Below are 17,323 nucleotides of genomic sequence, written 5' to 3'. Positions count from 1 at the left end.
CGCCACCGCCGCGCCTGTTACCTTCGGCGGCGACTACCGCGTCGGTGCCGCCTTCGCCGGGCGGGCGGCGAGGGCGGCCTGGTAGAGGTCGCGCTTCGAGAGGCCGGTGGCCTCGGCGACCTCGTTCGAGGCGTCCTTCAGGCGCGTTCCGGAGGCGACCAGCGCGAGCACCTGCTCGAGCGCGGTGTCGGAGTCGGCGGCGACCCCCTCGGCGCCCGCGATGACGAGGCAGATCTCCCCCTTCACGCCAGCGGCGGCCCACTCGGCGAGCTCCGCCGCAGTGCCGCGCTTGACCTCCTCGTAGAGCTTCGTCAGCTCCCGGCAGACGGCCACGCGACGATCGGCTCCCAGCACGGCCGCGACGTCTGCCAGTGACGAGGCGATGCGGTTGGGTGACTCGAAGAAGACCATCGTGCGCGGCTCCGTCACGAGCGCCCGGAGCGCACTGCGGCGGTCGCCGGGCTTCCGCGGCAGGAACCCTTCGAAGGTGAAGCGGTCCGTCGCGAGGCCGGAGACGGCGAGCGCCGTCACGACTGCGGAGGGTCCGGGGATGGCCGTCACCTGGACGTCGGCCGCAGCGGCGGCGTCGACGAGGTGGAAACCGGGATCGGACACCGTCGGCATGCCGGCGTCACTGAGGACGAGGACGTCGGTCCCCCGCGCGAGCTCGACGATCTCCGCGGCGCGTTCGCGCTCGTTGTGGTCGTGCATGGCGATGAGCCGCGGACGGGACTCGATCCCGAGCGCTCGGAGCAGGTGGATCGCCGTCCTGGTGTCTTCGGCCGCGATGACCTCTGCCGATTGCAACGCCTCCCGGAGCCTGGGCGAGGCGTCGCCGAGATTGCCGATGGGGGTCGCGCCGAGGATGATCACCCGACCAGTCTCCCACCCGGGCGGAGTGGTTAGATGAGACGGTGTCGGTCGATCTTCTCGAAACCCCTGCGACGGGTTCCCCCCTCGACCGCTGGTGGGAGCGGATGCTCCGCACGGAGCGCCGCCGCAAGCTGTGGGTCTGGGGTGGTCCGGCGGCGGTGACGCTCCTCGCGTTCCTGCTGCGGTTCTGGAACCTCGGCCATCCGCATTCACTCGTCTTCGACGAGACGTTCTACGTGAAGGACGCGTGGTCGTTGTGGTTGAACGGCTACGAGAGCGCCTGGCCGGAGGGCGCCGACGACGGATTCGCGAGCGGTGACGCCGGCAGCCCCGGCACGACACCCTCCTACGTCGTGCACCCGCCCCTCGGCAAATGGCTGATCGCACTCGGCATCGCGGTGTTCGGCATCGACGACAGCACCGGTTGGCGGATCTCGACGGTCATCGCGGGCACACTCGCGGTGTTGCTCATCACGCTCATCGCCAAGCGGCTCTTCACGTCGTCGATCCTCGCGGTGATGGCGGGGTTCCTCTTCGCGATCGACGGCCACGCGATCGTGATGGCCCGCGTCTCGCTCCTCGACAACTTCGTCATGCTGTTCGTGCTCGCGGGCTTCGGGGCGATCCTGCTCGACCGCTCGTGGCATGCGTCCCGTCTCGCGGCGAGAGTGGCTGCCGATCGGGCATCGGGGCACGACCCTGCCTGGGGCCCAGTGCTGTGGTGGCGACCCTGGCTCCTCGCCGCCGGCATCGCGTTCGGCGCGGCGACCGCGGTCAAGTGGAACGGGCTGTACTTCCTCGCGGCCTTCGGCGTCTACGTGATCGTCACCGACCTCCTGCTCCGACGACGCCTCGGGCTCACCCTCTGGGCGAGCGCCGCGATCCTCAAGCAGGGGCCCGTGTCGTTCCTGACGTTCGTGCCGCCGGCGGCCGTCGTGTACCTCGCGAGCTGGAGCGGTTGGATCACGACCTCGGGCGGCTACGACCGACAGTGGGCGACCGTGGCCGGAAACGCCTGGACGGGTCTGTTCTCCTGGGTGCCGCTGTGGTTCCAGAGCCTCGTGCACTACCACCAGAGCGCGTACGGCTTCCACGTCGGCCTCAGCACACCGCATCCGTACGCGGCGAACCCGCTCGGCTGGCTCCTCATGCTGCGGCCCACGAGCATGTACTACCAGTCCCCTGCCACCGGCGACCCCGGCTGCTCCTGGGACGCCTGCTCCTCGGCGATCACGTCGATCGGCAACCCGCTGATCTGGTGGGGTGCCGCGGTCGCGCTCGGCTACCTGGTGTACCGGCTCGTGCGCTACCGCGAATGGCAGGTCGGACTGATCCTGCTGGGCGTCGCGGCCGGCTACCTGCCGTGGCTCCTGTACCTGAACCGCACGGTGTTCCAGTTCTACACGATCGTGTTCGAGCCGTACCTGATCCTCGGGCTCGTGTTCGCGATCGGGAAGATCCTCGGCTCACGCGACGACCCTGATGAACGACGCGTCGCCGGTGTCGGGGTGACGGGAGTGTTCCTCACCATCACGACGCTCCTGAGCATCTTCTGGTATCCGCTGTGGACCGCGATCACCGTGCCCTACTGGTTCTGGCACCTGCACGCGTGGCTGCCGTCCTGGATCTGATCGGAGCGCCATGCATCAGATCCTCGCGATGATCGGCACGCCCGCGGGGGCGCGCCGCGCACTGCCCGGCGTGCTCGTCGCTGGGTTCGCGGCCCTCCTCGCCCTCGGGCTGCACTCGGTGTTCCCGGTCGTGCCCCTCCTCACGGCGAGCGTCCTGCTCGGCATGGTCGCGGGCCAGGTCCCCGCCTTTCAGCGGCTCGCGGGCGGCGCGCTGAGAGCCGGTCTCGGCATCAGTGCGAAGCGCTTCATGCGGATCGGCATCGTGCTGCTCGGACTGAAGCTCAGCCTCGTCGACATCGCGGGTCTCGGCTGGGTCACCGTCGCGACGACGGTGGCCATCGTCGTCATCACTTTGGTCGCAACACTGTGGTTGGGGCAGCGGATGGGCCTCACCGGGCCCGAACCGCTCCTCATCGCCACGGGCTTCTCGATCTGCGGCGCCTCAGCGATCGGCGCGATGGCTGGAGTGGTGAAGGCGAAAGACCAGGAGCAGGCGACACCGGTGGCTTTGGTGACGCTGTGCGGCACCCTCGCGATCTTCGTGCTGCCCGCGTTGCGCGGTCCGCTCGGGCTGACCGAGGAGCAGTTCGGCCATTGGGTCGGCGCGAGCGTGCACGACGTCGGTCAGGTGGTCGCGACCGCGCAGATCGCCGGGACCAGTGCTCTCGCCGTCGCGGTCGTCGTCAAGCTCACGCGTGTGGTGCTCCTCGCTCCCATGGTGGCCGTAGCCGCTGCCGTCGAACGTCGACGCCTGCAGACGGTCGCGACGGGCGCGGGCGGCACCGGTGATGATGTCCCTGCCGCGCGTCCACCGCTCGTGCCGCTCTTCGTCGCGGGGTTCATCGCGGCCGTGCTCGTCCGCACGCTGCTGCCGGTGCCGGAGGTCGTGCTCGCGGTGGCCGACACACTGCAGACCGCGCTCCTCGCGATGGCGCTGTTCGCCCTCGGTGCCGCGATCCGCGTGCGGACGCTCGTGACCACCGGCTGGCGGGCACTCGTCGTCGGACTCGGCTCGTGGCTGTTGATCGCCCTGCTGGCGCTGGCGGCCGTCCACCTGTCCTGACGCCGACCGACGGGGCACGTGCCCGGAGGTCGGGCACGCCTGAGTGCCCGGGGCACGCGTTGCACGACGTGCCGCGAGACCGGGCACGTGCCCGGAGGCGGCGGCTAGTGCTCGCCGCCGACGAGTTTCAGGCCGATGACGCAGCCGATGAGGCCGAGGATGAGCAGGACCTTGACGACGGACAGCTGCTCGCCACCGAAGGTCATCGCGTAGCCGACGGTGAGCGCGGCACCGATGCCGACCCAGACGGCGTAGGCGGTTCCGACCTGGATGTCGCGCATGGCCCACGCGAGGCCGGCCATGCTGAGCACGAGCGCGACACCGAAGGTGACCGTCGGCCAGAGCTTCGTGAAGCCCTCTGACCTGCCGAGAGCGGTGGCCCAGACGGCCTCGAGGACACCCGATGCGATGAGCACGATCCATGACATGACGATCACTCCCTGGTGGTCAGTCTTGTCGCGTTCCGGGTACTGCGCCCTCGTCCGGCAGCCCCATCGGGGCTGTGCCTCCACCGTAGCCGTGCGCCCTGTGCAGGCCCTGTGCAATGCCGTCGTACCCCACCGGACAGGCGAGCGGCGAAATGCGTCGTTCTGTTGCAACACTGCCGGCCACGGTTCCGTGCTCCGGTAGCGTGATGCACATGGCAGATCGTGAGTATGGCTTCCGCACGCGTGCGATTCACGCGGGCAACATCCCCGACCAGGTGACGGGAGCCCGTGCGCTGCCGATCTACCAGTCGAGCGCCTTCGTCTTCGACGACACCGCCGACGCCGCCGCCCGCTTCGCCCTGCAGAAGTACGGCAACATCTACTCCCGCCTCGCGAACCCCACCGTCGCGAGCTTCGAGGAGCGCGTCGCGAGCCTCGAGGGCGGTCTCGGTGCCGTCGCGACCTCCTCCGGCCTCGCCGCGCAGTACATCACCTTCGCGTCGCTCGCCGGCCAGGGCGACCACATCGTCGCCTCCGCCAACCTCTACGGCGGCTCGATCACGCAGCTCGACGTCACGCTCCGCCGCTTCGGCATCGAGACGACGTTCGTGCAGTCGTCCGACGCCGCAGACTACGCCGCAGCCATCCAGGACAACACGAAACTCGTCTTCGCCGAGACGATCGCGAACCCGTCCGGTGAGATCGCCGACCTGGAGGGCCTGGCGGACGTCGCGCACGCGCACGGCATCCCGCTCATCATCGACTCCACGATCGCGACCCCGTACCTCAATCGCCCCATCGAGTGGGGAGCCGACATCGTCACCCACTCGGCGACGAAGTTCCTCGGCGGTCACGGCACCACCCTCGGCGGCGTCGTCGTCGAGAGCGGCCGGTTCGACTGGCACTCCGACAAGTTCCCGCTGTTCGGCCAGCCCGTTCCGAGCTACGGCGGGCTCGAGTGGTCCGGCAACTTCGGCGAGTACGCCTTCCTCACGCGCCTCCGCGCCGAACAACTGCGCGACATCGGCCCAGCCCTCGCACCGCACTCCGCCTTCCTGCTCGCGCAGGGCGTCGAGACCCTGCCGTTCCGCATCCAGGCGCACGTTGACAACGCCCGCATCGTCGCGGACTGGCTCGAAGCGGACCCCCGTATCGCCGCCGTCAACTGGGCGGGGCTCGCGAACCACCCGCACCACGACCGCGCGAACAAGTACCTGCCGAAGGGCCCCGGCTCGGTGTTCAGCTTCGAGGTGAAGGGCGGCCGACAGGTCGGACAGAAGCTCATCGAATCAGTCGACCTCGCGAGCCACCTCGCGAACATCGGCGATGCGAAGACGCTCATCATCCACCCGGCGTCCACGACCCACGCCCAGCTCACCGACCAGCAGCTCGTCGACGCCGGCGTGCTGCCCGGTATCGTGCGTCTGAGCGTCGGCATCGAAGACCCGGACGACATCATCTACGACCTCGACCAGGCACTGACCGCCGCGGTGAAGGAGTAACGACATGAGCACTTCGACAAGCTCAGTGACCGAGGACGACGCCACCGAGACGGTCCGTCTGACCAACGGACTCACCTGCTCGCTCCCCTCGGACTCGCCCCTCGCGAAGCTGCTGCGCTCGCAGCGCACGTGGTCCGGCCCCGACGCGAAGGCGCGCTTGAAGCTGCTGCGCGAGGCGAAGTCCGTCGCGATCGTGGGTGCATCACCGAACCCGGCGCGCTCGTCGTACTTCGTGGGCACGTACCTGCAGCAGTCGAGCGACTTCCGCATCTACTTCGTCAACCCCAATGCCACGGAGATCCTCGGCCAGCCCGCGTACCCTGATCTCGCATCGCTCCCGGAGGTACCCGACATCGTCGACGTCTTCCGGAAGGCGAGCGACATCCCGCAGGTCATCGACGAGGTCGTCGCCGTCGGTGCGCCGACCGTCTGGGTGCAGCTCGGCATCTGGAACCAGGAGGCTGCGGAGTACGGGGAATCCAAGGGCCTCAACGTCGTCATGGACCGCTGCATCAAGGTCGAGCACGCACGATTCCACGGCGGACTCCACCTGCTCGGGTTCGACACCGGCCAGATCACCGCCCGCAAGACCCTGCGCTGACACGCACCTCGACAGACCCAGGGGACATCCCCTGGTCCCTGAGCCTGTCGAAGAGGCGCGCATCCCAGCTCGACGGACCGAGGGCGTCGGTATGCTCGGGAGGTGCCCGAGTCGAACTGCCGAGTGACCGTCCTCGGACCCGTCCTCGTCGAGGGACGCTCGGGTTCGCTGGTCGAACCCGGCGGGCGTCTCGCGAAAGCGTTGGTCGTCGCCCTGGCGCTCGCCGACGGTCGGCCGGTCTCGACGGGTGCGCTCATCGACGAGGTGTGGGACGAGCAGCCGCCGGCCGGTGCGAAAGCCGCCCTGCAGACGCTCGTGTCCCGTGTCCGCGCGGTCGGCGCGCCGGGGCTCATCTCCTCCTCGGCGGCCGGATACCGCATCGAGGTCGACGAGCTCGACCTGCACACCGCGGCGCAGCTCGCCGATTCCGCAGCGGTCGCGATCCGTTCAGCCGACGCGGTGACAGCCGGGGCCCTGGCCGATCGCGCCCTCGCACTCTGGAGCGGGGAGCCCGGAGCGGAACTCGACGAACCGTTGGCCAGCGCCCTCTCCCAGCGCAGCACCAGACTCCGAGACGATCTCCGCCGGGTGCGCGCCCAGAGCCGTCTGGACACGGGCGAGGGCGCCGCCGTCATCGCCGACCTCGAGGCACTCGCCGATGCCGCGCCGCTCGACGACGCCTCGCACCTCATGCTCTTCAACGCCTACGCCCAGAACGGTCGCCGGACCGACGCGATGCGACTCTTCGCCGCATTCCGCGCCCGCCTGCAGGACGCGCTCGGTGCCGACCCCGACCCGGTGCTCATCGCTGCGCACACCGCACTCCTCCAGGAGGGCGGCCTCGTCACGGCGCCGGCCCCCGACCCCGCGCCCGACCGGAGTCGTCCCGCACCGCGCACCCTCGGGCTCCGCACCGCCCCCAACGAGCTCATCGGGCGGGACGACGATCTGCGTTCGCTCGAAACCCTCGTCGGGAGCGTCCGGATGACGACCATCCTCGGCCCGGGCGGCCTCGGCAAGACGCGCGTCGCCCAGGAGGTGGCCCGCCGGCTGTCCACGTCGACGCTCGACGTCGTGTTCGTCGAACTCGCCAGTGTCCGTGACAGCGCTGACCTGCCGCTCGCGATCGCGACCACCCTCGGGATCCGGGAAGCATCCGCCACACGACGGCTGAGCGAGACCCTCGCTCTGGCCGCACAGCCCGTCGACCTCCACGAACGCATCATCCAACGGCTGAGCGAACGACCGACGCTCCTGGTGATGGACAACTGCGAGCATCTGGTCGATGCCGCCGCCCGCTGGATCGCCGATGTGCTCGACTGGACGACCGGGTTGCGGATCCTCGCCACGAGCAGGAGCCCGCTCTCGATCGCGGCTGAGCACGTCTACCAGCTCGAGCCGCTCGGAACCGATCTCGGGCGTGACGACGGCGGCCTCGGACCGGCGGTGCGCCTGTTCGAGGAACGCGCGCGAGCAGCGAGGCCCGGAATCGTGGTCCCGCTCGAGGTCGCGTCTCGACTCTGCGCACGACTGGACGGTCTGCCGCTCGCGATCGAGCTCGCTGCAGCGCGCACCCGGTCCATGTCGGTGGAGGAGGTGGAACGCCGACTCGGCAACCGTTTCGCCCTGCTGACCGCGGGAGACCGCAGTGCACCGGAACGACACCGCACCCTGCTCGCCGTCATCGACTGGAGCTGGAACCTCCTCGGCTCCCAGGAGCGCAGCATGCTCCGTCGGATGTCCCGATTCCCCGACGGGTTCGACATCGACGCAGCCGCTGCGGTCGGCGACGATGCTGACGCGGCGACGGCGCTCGACGCCCTCGTCGGGCAGTCGCTCCTCATCGTGAGGGACGACCCGGAGACCGGTAGCCTCCGGTTCCGCATGCTCGAGACCGTCCGAGAGTTCGGCGCGATCGCGCTTGCCGAGGCCGGGGAGGAGGAGACGGTCCAGGAGCGGACCCGAGCCTGGGCCGTCGAGCTCGCGAACGAGATGCTCCCGGTCATGCAGAGCCGGCGTCAGCTCCTCGCGTTCGCGCGTCTCGCGCTGGAGCAGGACACCCTCGTGACCGTGCTGCGCGGTGCGATCGCCGATCGGCGTGCCGACGTCGTCGCACCGGTGTTCGCGAGCCTCGCGCTCTTCTGGACGATCCGCAGCGCCCACCAGGAGGTGCTCGCCTTCGGCGCCGCCGTGCTCGACGTACTTCGGCACGAGGATCCCGCCACGACAACCGGTGACGCTCCGGCCACCTCGTTCGCCATCATCTGCGTCACCTTCGTCTCGACGGACGTCCGCACCTCGGCACGAGCGATCGGAGCCCTGCGGCGTCAGGAGCGCGTGCGGCCGACGCAGCACCCGCGACTGCAGGCGATGGTCGGGCTCCTGCTGGCAGCCGGCCGTGCCGAACGGGTCGAGCAGCTCCTGCAGGACTCCAGCCGCTCAGACGACCCGACCGTTGCGACCCTCGGCAACCTGATGATCGCACAGGCGGCCGAGAACGACGGCGACCTGCACTCGGCCGAACGCGCCGCGCTCCGCGCCAACGAGCTCGCCTGCGAGTTGGGAGACGTGTGGGGTGCGGCGATGAGCGCGCACATGCTCGCCCAGCTCCACAGCCAGAACGCCGAACCCGAAGCGGCGCTCCCCTGGGCCGATCGCGCCGCCGAGGGCCTGCGCGCGATCGGCGCGGACGCCGACCTCCGACAACTCGACTGGCTGATCGCGCTCGGCGACATCGCCCGTCGTGACTTCGCTGCGGCGACCGCGGTGCTCGACCGCTTCCTCACCGACGAGACGTCGTTCTCGGCGTTCGCTCCGCCCCCGGAGCGTCGTTCCATCGCGTGGGCGGGGCACGCCGAGATCGCACGGGCAGAGGGTGATACGACCCGCGGGGCGGAACTCTACGCTCACGCGCTCGTCGCGTTCGCGCCGGGGGAATCGCGCCGCTCGCCGTGGTTCACGCTGGTGGCGTCGGCGGCCCTCGCGGCAGCGATCCTCGACGGAACGCTCGAACCCGGCACGATGTCGCGTCTCGCACGCCGCGTGCGGACGCGCACCGTGGCGCTCGGACGACTGCTGCCCCATCGGTTCGACAGACCGGTCCTCGGTGCCAGCGTCCTGGCACTCGGCGCCTGGTACGCGCGATCCGACGATGAACCGGTGCGGCTGGTCGGCGCCGAGCTCGTCGCCCTCGCCGCGCCGTTGGCGTCGCGCCAGGACATCCCCTCGCTCGTGCGCGCACCGCACGAGGCAGGGGTCGCGAGCAGACTGACGGCAGGGCAGCTGGAACGCATCGCAGCCGACGTCGGCCGGTGGGACGCGCACGAGAGCGCCGCCAGGGCATTCGAACTGCTCGGCAGTCCGACCCTGGCGACGCTCTGAGCTCTGCTCAGCGGAACCTCAGGCGCGGCGCATGTAGGCGCGCACGGTGAGCGGCGCGAAGATCGCGACGATGACCGCCGCGCCGAGGAGCGCGAGCCACGCGTCGCCACCGAAGGTGCCGGTGTTCGCGAGGTCGCGGACAGCCGTGACGAGGTGCGACACCGGGTTCACGTTGACGAAGCCCTGCAGGAACGACGGCATCGTGTCGGGGTTCACGAACGCGTTCGAGAGGAACGTGAGTGGGAACAGCACGAGGAACGAGATGCCCTGCACGCTGCTGGCGCTGCGGGCGATCACACCGAAGAAGGCGAAGATCCAGCTGATCGCCCAGGCGCAGGCGATCACGAGGAGTCCTGCGAGGACCACGAATCCGAGGCCGCCCTCGGGCCGGTAGCCCATGATGTAGCCCATCGTGAAGGTCAGCGTCGTGGCGATCGTGTAGCGGACGGTGTCTGCCAGCAGCGCACCGGCCAGTGGGGCGATCCGGGCGATCGGCATCGACTTGAAGCGGTCGAAGACGCCCTTGTCCATGTCCTCACGGAGTTGGATGCCGGTGACCACGGAGGTGGTGATCACCGTCTGGACGAGGATGCCGGGGATGATGATCGGCAGGTAGCTCGCGATGTCGCCGGCGATGGCACCGCCGAAGATGTACGTGAACATCAGGGTGAAGATGATCGGCTGCACCGTGACGTCGATGAGCTGCTCCGGCGTGCGCTTGATCTTCAACAGGCCTCGGTAGGCCATGGTGAACGAGTTGCGGACGGTCTGGGAGAGGCTGACATGGTTGCGGAGCGAACGCTCCGTGGCCGGGGTGATGGTGATGGTGCTCATGCGGAGACCTTCTCTGCGGTCGGGAGGGAGTCGGTTCCGGACTCGGGGTCGGCGCTGTCCGCGTCGACGCCGTGGCCGGTGAGGGTGAGGAAGACCTCGTCGAGCGTCGGCTTCTGCACGCTCATCTCGGCGAGCCGGATGCCGGCCTCGCGCAACGTGATGAAGAGGTCAGTGACAGCGTCGGGATCGCGCATCGGCGCGGTGATCCGCGTCGCCTCCGGTGAGACGACCGTGTCGACCGCGAGGACGCTGGAGATCACGCGACGCGCGTCCTCCAGGTCGGCGGGGTCGGCCAATCGCAGTTGCAGCGACGACTCCCCCACGGACGCCTTGAGCTCGTCGGAGGTCCCCTCGGCGACGACGAGCCCGCGGTCGATGACGGCGATCCGGTCGGCCAGCTGGTCGGCCTCGTCGAGGTACTGCGTGGTCAGCAGGACGGTTGAGCCCGTGGCGACGAGACGACGGATCGTGTCCCACATCTGCGCACGGGTGCGCGGGTCGAGGCCCGTGGTCGGCTCGTCGAGGAAGATCAGCGGCGGCTGGGCGATGAGGCTCGCCGCGAGGTCGAGCCGGCGGCGCATCCCCCCGGAGAACTTCTTCAGCGGCCGTCCCGCCGCCTCGCTCAGGCCGAACTCCTCCAGGAGCTCGGCGCTCTTGCGCTTCGCCTCGGCTCGGCCGAGTCCGAGGAGCCGGGAGAAGATGACGAGGTTCTCGGTGGCGGACAGGTTCTCGTCGACGGACGCGAACTGCGCGGTGACCCCGATGAGCTGGCGGACGATCTGCGACTCTCGCTGGATGTCGTGACCGAAGATGGAAGCGGTGCCCGCGTCTGGACGCAGCAGCGTCGCGAGCACGGAGATGGTGGTGGTCTTGCCGGCGCCGTTCGGGCCGAGGACACCGTAGACGGTGCCGGTGCGGACGGAGAGGTCGACGCCGTCGACGGCTCGGTTGTCGCCGAAGGTCTTCACGAGGCCGTGGGCCTCGATGGCCCAGTCGGAGCGGATGCTCATGCGGATGCCTTTCGAATGGTGTGCGGGCCGCCGGCGGGCGACCCGGTGACCACTGTGCACTCGTGCGCTCACCGATCGCTCACCGCGCACTGACATGTCGTGTCAGCGGACCCGCACGCACGGCCTCGCTGGGAAAGCGGCGGACATCGCCGCGGATCCGCCTCTTCGCGCAAGCTTCCTGCGTCGACAGGCTGAACGCGGCGTCGGCGCCACGAGGTCAGCGGGCGCGGATCTAGAGTGAAGACAGCCAGTCGTACCGAAGGAGGTCGTCCAGTGACGGCATACGTGTCAGCATTCGACCTCTTCTCGATCGGTATCGGTCCGTCGAGTTCCCACACCGTCGGACCGATGCGGGCCGCCCTCGTCTTCGCGCGCGGCCTCGCCGACGACGGACTGCTCGAGCGGGTCGACCGCGTCACGTGTTCGCTGTACGGCTCACTCGGCGCGACCGGGATCGGGCACGGCACCCCGGACGCCGTCGTCGCGGGACTGAGCGGACTCGCGCCGGAGTCGTGCGACCCGGCAGACGTCCGTCGAGCCTGGAGCGACCACCCGGAGGGTGGACGGCTCGACCTCGCGGGCCGCCGCAGCATCGCCTTCGCGAAGGACGACATCTCCTTCGTCGCCCGCACCAGGCTCCCCGGGCACCCGAACGCCCTGACCCTGCACGCCTGGGACGACACGAGCGACCTCCCGGTCCGGACCGAGACCTACTACTCCGTCGGCGGCGGCTTCATCCGGCGGGACGGCGACGACCCGGCTGAGGACCTGCCCACCGCGTCGGTGCCGATGCCCTTCCGCACGGCCGAGGCGCTCATCAGGCTCTGCGACGAGACGGGCCTCCCCATCGACGCCATCGCGCGACGCAACGAGGAAGCCTCTCGCACGAGCGAGGACGTCGACGCCGGCCTCGACGCGATCTGGACGGCGATGCACGAGTGCGTCACCGCAGGACTGGCCGACACCGGCACACTGCCAGGCGGACTCGGCGTGAAGCGGCGTGCCCGGGCCGTCCGGGAGCGCCTCGACGTCGCCGAAGCCGAGAGTGGTCGCGAGCTGCCGACGGAATGGCTGCACGCGTTCGCCCTCGCGGTCAACGAGCAGAACGCCTCCGGCGGCCGCGTCGTGACCGCACCGACGAACGGAGCCGCGGGGATCATCCCGGCGGTCGCGAGCTACTATCTGCGGTTCGTCCCCGGCGCGGACGCCGCCGGCATCCGGCGCTACCTCCTCACCGCCACCGCGATCGGTTCGTTGTTCAAGGCGAACGCCTCGATCTCGGGGGCGGAAGGCGGTTGCCAGGCCGAAGTCGGCTCAGCGTGCGCGATGGCGGCCGGCGCACTGTGCGCCGTCCTCGGGGGCACCCCGCGTCAGGTGGAGAACGCCGCGGAGATCGCCATGGAGCACCACCTCGGACTCACCTGCGACCCGGTCGGCGGACTCGTACAGGTGCCCTGCATCGAGCGCAACGCCATCGCGTCTTCCACGGCGGTGAGTGCGGCCCGACTCTCGCTGCACGGCGACGGCACGCACCTCGTGTCCCTCGACACCGTGATCGAGACCATGCGGCAGACCGGCGTCGACATGTCGACGAAGTACAAGGAGACGAGCGAAGGCGGACTCGCGGTCAACGTCATCGAATGCTGATCGGGCACTCGCCACAGACCCCGTTACCGCGTGTTGCCGGGTCGGTGGCCGCACGGCCCGACTCCGCCTACCGTTGGCGCATGACCACGCACCGGACGCCGATCGACGTCGCACCGCTCGTCTCCACGCAGTGGCTCGCCGACCATCTCGGCAGCGAGTCACTCATCGTCGTCGACGCCTCGGTGGCGGTCAGCGAACCGCGCGATGGTGAACCGGTGCTCTCGAGCGGGTACGACCAGTATCTGTTCGACGGGCATGTCCCGGGAGCGGTGTTCGCCGACGTCGTCGAGGGCCCCGGCGAGGACGGACCGTGGGATCGCGAGGCGGGTGCGCTCGGCATCACCGCGGAGCACACGGTCATCGTGTACGACGCCTCGGACGGCCGCTTCGCCGCGCGGCTGCGGTCCGTGCTGCACGCTGCGGGGATCGGACGCGTCGCGATCCTCGACGGCGGACTCCAGCGATGGCGCGCCGAGGGCCGCGACGTCGAGGACGGGATGGCCGACGGCTCCTTCGCGAGCTGAACCGACCGGCCCGGGGGCTTCGCGTCGGCGAACTCAGCGCGGGCCGAGGAGCGCGGCGTCCGTCACCGGCAACCGGCAGACGAAGTCGACGCAGTGGTAGGCGGTCAGCCGGCCGTCGACGCTCGTCCGCTGCGCGAAGACCTCGAAGCCTGCTGAGGCCCAGTCCTCGGCCATCGAGTCCGTCACCACGGCGAGGACGTCGTCGCGGCGCGTCCGGACGGAGTCCCGCATCGCCTGATCGGACACCTGCCAGGCACCGGGCTTCCCCGCAACGCGGTCGGGAGCGATCACGATGAGCTGGGACGCCGGGCGCGCGACGCGTGCAGCGAGGGCCAGTGCGGCTCCGAACGCGGTCGGTGCCTGCTGCATCGGCTTCGCGAGGAACGCCACCGCCGCCTCGGCCGCCACCCGGTACCGTTCCTCGCCGGTGAGGTGGAAGAGCAGGAGCGCCGCGTGTCCGAGCGACGACACTCCGGAGGGGTACGCGCCCTCCGAGGGATCCCCGTCGATCCGCAGGCCCTGCGCCGCGAGCAGCGGGTCGCCGCCGCCCGGCAGCACGAACCCCGAGGCCGCTGTCCGGTCGGCTTCCGTCCCGGCACCCGTGGCCGGGAGACACCGGTCGACGAGCGACCGGGCGAGCACCGCGTAACGGACCTCGCCCGACGTGAGGGCGAGCCGCAGCAGCCCCTCCGCGAACATCCCGTAGTCCTCGAGCGCTGCCGCGGCGTCCGAACGGTGCTCCTCGACCGATGCCCGCACGAGCGTGCCGTCCGGCAGCAGGTGGTCGTCCACAACCGCTTCAGCGGCCCAGCGCGCGGCCTCCAACCACTCCGGGCGGTCGAAGACCTCCGCAGCGCGTGCCAGGGCACCGATCGCGAGTCCGTTCCACCCGGTGAGCACCTTGCGATCCACCGCGGGTGGCTCCACACCGCCGCGCGCGTCGACATCGAGTCGGTAGTACCCGCCCTCGTTGCGCACGCCGTCGATCACGCTCTCGGAGTCCTGCGCCGATCCGAAGCCGCCGCCCGGCTGTTGCAGCGTACCGATCAGGAAGTCCGCGATGCCGGAGGCGACGATCGCCGCCCAGCGGCTCGGACGCTCAGCCCAGGCTTCGGTGTATGCCGTGAGCAGCAGGGCATTGTCCGTGAGCATGCGCTCGTAGTGCGGTTCGCTCCAGTCCCGCTGCACGGCATAGCGGAAGAAGCCGCCCTCGACGGGATCCCGCAGCGCTGACGCCCCCATCGTCTTCAGCGTGCGCTGCGCGAGCTCCAGGCCCCGAGCGGCAGCCTCGCCGGGCCGCGGTGCCAGGAGGAAGCCGAACAACGGTGCCATCGGGAACTTCTGACCGGTTCCGAATCCGCCGAACTGCTCGTCCTCGACGCGTGCGATCGACGCCACCGCGGCGTCGAGCTCTTCGGCTCGCGGCAGCGGCCCGTCGTCGACGACCGCCATCGCCGACGCGATCGCCCTCGCCAGACCGTCGGCGCTCGCCACCACCTCAGCCCGCCGCTCGGTCCAGGCGAGCCTGACGGCTTCGAGGACCTGACGGAACGCCGGCTGTCCGCGCGTCGGCTGGGGCGGCGAATAGGTCCCGGCGTGGAACACGTGACCCTCCGGGGTGACGAAGACGTTCAGCGGCCAGCCGAGGTCGCGTGTGAACGCTCCGGCCGCCGCGAGATAGCTCGCGTCGACGTCGGGATGCTCCTCGCGGTCGACCTTGACGGCGACGACATCACGATTGATCAGCGCGGCGACCTGAGCGTCCGAGAACGTCTCCCGCGCCATGACATGGCACCAGTGACAGGTCGAGTACCCGATGGACACGAGCAAGGGTACGTCGCGTCGGGCGGCCTCGGCGAACGCCTCAGCGCCCCACGGATACCAGTCGACGGGCTGCTCGGCGTGCGAACGCAGGTACGGGCTCATCGCCTCGGCAAGGCGATTGCTCATCGAGTGCCCCCGACCGTGCCGGCCGTCCTAGACGCCGAGCGGGAGCTGCTCGCCCGCCGTGATCCGCGTGCGCAGACGGTTGTTCGGGGCGGGCAGCGGGCAGACGTAGTGGTCGCTGAACGCGCAGGGTGGCAGGTACGCGCGGTTGAAGTCCACGAGGACGTGCCCGTCCGCTGTCGGTGCCGGCATGCTGATGAACCGGAAACGGTAGCTCTCCTCGCCGCTGGTGCCATCGGAGAACACCGCCCAGAGCCCGTTCGGGCCCCCCGTCACCGTCAGGGAGACGGCCTCATCGCCCAGGTCGAACTCCACGCGGCCGACCGGGGTCTCCGTCGTCACGTGGCCGTCGATCGACTCCGTCTCCACCGTGATGCCCGGAGACGGCACGAAGCGCGCCGGACGGATCCAGGTCGCGTCGGGCGCGAAGGCGCTGATACCGCTGAGGGAGGCACGCGTCGGCGCCTCCGGATCCAGCACGCGCAACGCGTAGACGCCGTCGCGCTCCATACCGCGCAGGAGCGACTCCCCGAAGTGCAGTTCGTCTCCGTGGACGAGTTCCACGCGGTCGGTCATGATCTGCGCACCGCTCGGCGTCGTGAGTCCCGCACCCGTCAGACGCTCCCCCACGATGCCGGTGTCGTCGGCCCGCCACGTCCCCGGCGCTCCCTCCAGGACGGCGGCCTCCTCCGTCAACCAGTGCGTGTATCGCAGCGATGCGATGCCGTGGGGTGCGCGGACTGAGCGCTCACGGGCGGTGTGCCAGGCGGTCCAGGAGGCGATGAACTCTGCGGGGGTCTCGGAACTCATACCTCGACGCTACCAAGTCCAGCGCCCCGAAGCTCCCCCAGGCGCAACCACTCCTCCAGGGTGTAAGCACCCCGGACGACGATGGCGCCGCCCGGAGGACCGGACGACGCCATCAGTGCTCGACGAACGACTACTCGAAGAGCTTCTTCTCCTTCAGCCAGTCGGCTGCGAGGGTCTTCGGTGCAGCCTTCTCGTCGCCCTGGTTACGGGCGTTCAGCGCGATGAGGTCTTCCGTCGTCAGCGCGGCGGAGACGGCGTTGAGCACCTTCTTGACGGCGTCGCTCGCCTTCTCTGAGTTGATGAGGGGGAGGACGTTCTGCGGGAGGATCAGGTTCTCCGGGTCCTCCAGCGTCACGAAGTCGTTCTCGGCGATCGACGGGGTCGTCGTGTAGATGTCGGCGAGCTGGACGGTTCCGTCGAGGAGCGCAGCCGTCGTCTGCGCGCCGCCACCGTCGCTGATCGGCACGAAGCTGATCTTGTCGGCGGGGATGCCATAGACGTCGGTGAGGCCCTTCGGTCCGTACGGGCGCTCGGCGAGCTCAGGTGCTCCACCGATCGCCAGCGGGATACCCAGCGCAGCGAGGTCGGCGAGGCTTGTGACCTTGTTGGCCTCGCTGAACTCCTTGGTGACGTTGTACGAGTCCTTGTCCTCCGCCTTCGACTGGTCGAGAACCTCGAAGCCCTTCGGCGTCGCCTCCTGCAGGGCTGCGAACACCTCGTCGCTCGACGTGGCCGTGGCCGACTCGTCGAAGAACTGCAGCAGGTTGCCGCTGTAGTCGGGCACGAGGTCGATCGAGCCGTCTTCGAGTGCCGCGATGTAGACGTCGCGAGCACCGATGTTGAGCGACTCGGCCGTCTTGATGTCGTTCGCCTCGAGGGCCTGGATGTAGATCTGCGCGATGATCTCCGACTCGGGGAAACCAGCCGAACCGACCGTGATGGTGTCGGTCGCGGAGGTCTCGCCCGCGGTGGGATCGCCGGCCGAGCAGGCGCTCAGCACGAGTGCCGCTGCGGCGGTCGCTGCGATGCCGACGGCGATGCGTCGACCCTTGCGTACTGTGAACATGATGGT

At 69.8% G+C, this 17,323-nt stretch carries 14 protein-coding genes and 1 riboswitch; of the genes, 7 read left to right on the top strand and 7 right to left on the bottom strand.

Annotated elements, in window-relative coordinates:
• Positions 1 to 33: 33 nt before the first annotated feature.
• Complete coding sequence (rsmI, locus tag KXS11_RS02375) at positions 34 to 873, bottom strand: 16S rRNA (cytidine(1402)-2'-O)-methyltransferase (protein WP_437383842.1); 840 nt, start codon at positions 871 to 873, stop codon at positions 34 to 36.
• 41 nt (positions 874 to 914) lie between these two features.
• Between rsmI and KXS11_RS02370 the strand changes: the two genes are divergently transcribed.
• Positions 915 to 2,504: a dolichyl-phosphate-mannose--protein mannosyltransferase gene (locus KXS11_RS02370; protein ID WP_437383841.1), complete on the top strand. Its 1,590-nt coding sequence runs from the start codon at positions 915 to 917 to the stop codon at positions 2,502 to 2,504.
• A 10-nt stretch (positions 2,505 to 2,514) separates the two neighbouring features.
• Entirely contained in the window at positions 2,515 to 3,567 is a 1,053-nt protein-coding gene (locus tag KXS11_RS02365; protein ID WP_437383840.1) for a YeiH family protein, read from the top strand.
• 104 nt (positions 3,568 to 3,671) lie between these two features.
• On the opposite strand, the gene KXS11_RS02360 is transcribed toward KXS11_RS02365, so the two are convergent.
• On the bottom strand, positions 3,672 to 3,995 hold the full coding sequence (locus tag KXS11_RS02360) for a DMT family transporter (protein ID WP_437383839.1): 324 nt from the start codon (positions 3,993 to 3,995) through the stop codon (positions 3,672 to 3,674).
• 14 nt (positions 3,996 to 4,009) lie between these two features.
• Positions 4,010 to 4,073: riboswitch (guanidine-III (ykkC-III) riboswitch) on the bottom strand.
• A 134-nt stretch (positions 4,074 to 4,207) separates the two neighbouring features.
• Between KXS11_RS02360 and KXS11_RS02355 the strand changes: the two genes are divergently transcribed.
• The 3 genes from KXS11_RS02355 to KXS11_RS02345 all read left to right on the top strand — a co-directional run bounded on the left by KXS11_RS02355 (position 4,208) and on the right by KXS11_RS02345 (position 9,479).
• Positions 4,208 to 5,497 (top strand): O-acetylhomoserine aminocarboxypropyltransferase/cysteine synthase family protein, encoded by a 1,290-nt coding sequence (locus tag KXS11_RS02355; protein WP_437383838.1) that lies wholly within the window; start codon positions 4,208 to 4,210, stop codon positions 5,495 to 5,497.
• Between the two features lie 4 nt (positions 5,498 to 5,501).
• Positions 5,502 to 6,098 carry a CoA-binding protein gene (locus KXS11_RS02350; RefSeq protein ID WP_437383837.1) on the top strand — a complete coding sequence of 199 codons (597 nt, stop codon included), beginning with the start codon at positions 5,502 to 5,504 and terminating at the stop codon, positions 6,096 to 6,098.
• Positions 6,099 to 6,200: 102 nt separating this feature from the next.
• Positions 6,201 to 9,479, top strand: coding sequence for a BTAD domain-containing putative transcriptional regulator (locus KXS11_RS02345; RefSeq protein ID WP_437383836.1), 3,279 nt, complete (start codon positions 6,201 to 6,203; stop codon positions 9,477 to 9,479).
• Positions 9,480 to 9,497: 18 nt separating this feature from the next.
• Here KXS11_RS02345 and KXS11_RS02340 read toward each other — a convergent pair whose 3' ends face one another.
• Together KXS11_RS02340 and KXS11_RS02335 are read right to left on the bottom strand one after the other, a co-directional pair.
• Positions 9,498 to 10,313: an ABC transporter permease gene (locus KXS11_RS02340; RefSeq protein ID WP_437383835.1), complete on the bottom strand. Its 816-nt coding sequence runs from the start codon at positions 10,311 to 10,313 to the stop codon at positions 9,498 to 9,500.
• Entirely contained in the window at positions 10,310 to 11,323 is a 1,014-nt protein-coding gene (locus KXS11_RS02335) for an ATP-binding cassette domain-containing protein (protein WP_437383834.1), read from the bottom strand. The genes KXS11_RS02340 and KXS11_RS02335 overlap by 4 nt, the downstream gene beginning before the upstream one ends.
• A gap of 273 nt (positions 11,324 to 11,596) precedes the next feature.
• Here KXS11_RS02335 and KXS11_RS02330 point away from each other — a divergent pair, with 273 nt between their 5' ends.
• On the top strand, positions 11,597 to 12,970 hold the full coding sequence (locus KXS11_RS02330; protein ID WP_437383833.1) for an L-serine ammonia-lyase: 1,374 nt from the start codon (positions 11,597 to 11,599) through the stop codon (positions 12,968 to 12,970).
• Positions 12,971 to 13,050: 80 nt separating this feature from the next.
• Positions 13,051 to 13,494: a sulfurtransferase gene (locus tag KXS11_RS02325; protein WP_437383832.1), complete on the top strand. Its 444-nt coding sequence runs from the start codon at positions 13,051 to 13,053 to the stop codon at positions 13,492 to 13,494.
• A 33-nt stretch (positions 13,495 to 13,527) separates the two neighbouring features.
• On the opposite strand, the gene KXS11_RS02320 is transcribed toward KXS11_RS02325, so the two are convergent.
• The 3 genes from KXS11_RS02320 to KXS11_RS02310 all read right to left on the bottom strand — a co-directional run bounded on the left by KXS11_RS02320 (position 13,528) and on the right by KXS11_RS02310 (position 17,317).
• Entirely contained in the window at positions 13,528 to 15,444 is a 1,917-nt protein-coding gene (locus KXS11_RS02320) for a thioredoxin domain-containing protein (RefSeq protein WP_437383831.1), read from the bottom strand.
• Between the two features lie 27 nt (positions 15,445 to 15,471).
• The gene (locus KXS11_RS02315) at positions 15,472 to 16,251 is read right to left on the bottom strand and encodes a DUF1684 domain-containing protein (RefSeq protein WP_437383830.1); all 780 of its coding nucleotides are present in this window, start codon (positions 16,249 to 16,251) and stop codon (positions 15,472 to 15,474) included.
• A 130-nt stretch (positions 16,252 to 16,381) separates the two neighbouring features.
• Complete coding sequence (locus KXS11_RS02310; protein ID WP_437383829.1) at positions 16,382 to 17,317, bottom strand: ABC transporter substrate-binding protein; 936 nt, start codon at positions 17,315 to 17,317, stop codon at positions 16,382 to 16,384.
• Positions 17,318 to 17,323: the final 6 nt, after the last annotated feature.

Source organism: Plantibacter flavus (assembly GCF_051487245.1).
GTDB classification, from domain to species: Bacteria; Actinomycetota; Actinomycetes; order Actinomycetales; family Microbacteriaceae; genus Plantibacter; species Plantibacter flavus_B.
Note: the sequence above shows the minus strand (reverse complement) of the source record. Positions and strands in the feature narration are given on the sequence as shown.

Coding starts and splice junctions, on each gene's coding strand:
- KXS11_RS02335 (WP_437383834.1), bottom strand. CDS start 11,323: ATGAGCATCCGCTCCGACTGGGCCATCGAGGCCCACGGCCTCGTGAAG.
- KXS11_RS02320 (WP_437383831.1), bottom strand. CDS start 15,444: ATGAGCAATCGCCTTGCCGAGGCGATGAGCCCGTACCTGCGTTCGCAC.
- KXS11_RS02360 (WP_437383839.1), bottom strand. CDS start 3,995: ATGTCATGGATCGTGCTCATCGCATCGGGTGTCCTCGAGGCCGTCTGG.
- KXS11_RS02350 (WP_437383837.1), top strand. CDS start 5,502: ATGAGCACTTCGACAAGCTCAGTGACCGAGGACGACGCCACCGAGACG.
- KXS11_RS02315 (WP_437383830.1), bottom strand. CDS start 16,251: ATGAGTTCCGAGACCCCCGCAGAGTTCATCGCCTCCTGGACCGCCTGG.
- KXS11_RS02340 (WP_437383835.1), bottom strand. CDS start 10,313: ATGAGCACCATCACCATCACCCCGGCCACGGAGCGTTCGCTCCGCAAC.
- KXS11_RS02310 (WP_437383829.1), bottom strand. CDS start 17,317: ATGTTCACAGTACGCAAGGGTCGACGCATCGCCGTCGGCATCGCAGCG.
- KXS11_RS02325 (WP_437383832.1), top strand. CDS start 13,051: ATGACCACGCACCGGACGCCGATCGACGTCGCACCGCTCGTCTCCACG.
- KXS11_RS02355 (WP_437383838.1), top strand. CDS start 4,208: ATGGCAGATCGTGAGTATGGCTTCCGCACGCGTGCGATTCACGCGGGC.
- KXS11_RS02365 (WP_437383840.1), top strand. CDS start 2,515: ATGCATCAGATCCTCGCGATGATCGGCACGCCCGCGGGGGCGCGCCGC.